The sequence below is a fragment of the Kitasatospora sp. MY 5-36 genome (assembly GCF_001182915.1).
Taxonomy (GTDB): Bacteria; Actinomycetota; Actinomycetes; order Streptomycetales; family Streptomycetaceae; genus Kitasatospora.
Genome location: NZ_LFVW01001303.1, coordinates 1 through 941, shown reverse-complemented (window position 1 = coordinate 941; position 941 = coordinate 1). Strand labels below are relative to the sequence as shown.

Sequence of the window (941 nt, the reverse complement as noted above, 5' to 3'; positions counted from 1 at the left end):
GGCGGTGACGCAGGAGCCGGGGGCGATCTCGGCGCCGGCGCCGATGCGGGCGCCGGGCATGAGGGTGGCGCGGTGGCCGATGCGGGCGCCGTCGCCGATGTCGATGCGGCCGAGGTGGAGGGTGTCGCCGTCGAGCCACCAGCCGGCGAGGTCGGCTTCGGGTTCGACGGAGGCGTGGGCGCCGATGCGGGCGAGGCCGGTGACGGGGGGCAGGGTGTGGAGCTGGACGCCGGGGCCGACGCGGCAGCCCAGGGCGCGGGCGTAGCGGGGGGCCCAGGGGGTGCCGGCGAGGGCGGCGGTGCCGAACAAGGCGGTGTAGCGTTCGGCGGCCCACAGGCGCAGGTGGACGTGGCCGCCGCGGGGGTGACTGCCGGGGCGGATGCGGGCGGTGAGCAGGCGGGCGCCGGCGGCGGCGAGCAGGGTGCGGCCGGGGGCGCTGTAGAGGAGGAGCAGGCCCGCGCCGACGGGCCACCAGGAGCTGTGGGGGGCCCAGGCGAGGTGGCTGCCGGTGAGGTTGTCGAGGGCCATCAGGAGGAGGATCCAGCGCAGTCCGGCGAGGGAGAACATGCCGAGGAGCAGGAGGGTCTGCCACAGGCCGGCGCTGCGGGGGGTGCGGCGCACGGTGCGGCCGCGGACGGCGGAGGAGGCGGCGGCGCCGGCGGCGGTGTCCTCGGGGGCGGCGGCCGGGGTGAGGGTGTCGAGGTGGGCGGCGAGGTCGGCGAGGACGGGGTGGGCGTACAGGTCGGCGACGGAGACGCCGTTGTGCCGGGTGCGCAGTTCGGAGACGAGGCGGGCGGCGGTGAGGCTGGAGCCGCCGAGGGCGAAGAAGTCGTCGTCGGGGCCGGGGGCGGTGCCGAGCAGGCGCTCCCAGTGGGCGGCGAGCCGGCCGGCGGTGCCGTCCAGGGCCCGGGCGGCGGGGGCGGTGCCGGTGGTGGCGAGCG

The 941-nt window shown here is 79.1% G+C and carries 1 protein-coding gene; it reads right to left on the bottom strand.

Features of this window, described 5'->3' with window-relative positions; genetic code table 11:
- Positions 1-941 (bottom strand): phosphopantetheine-binding protein (locus tag AE652_RS42100; protein WP_049661445.1); only part of this gene is annotated, 941 nt, incomplete at both ends.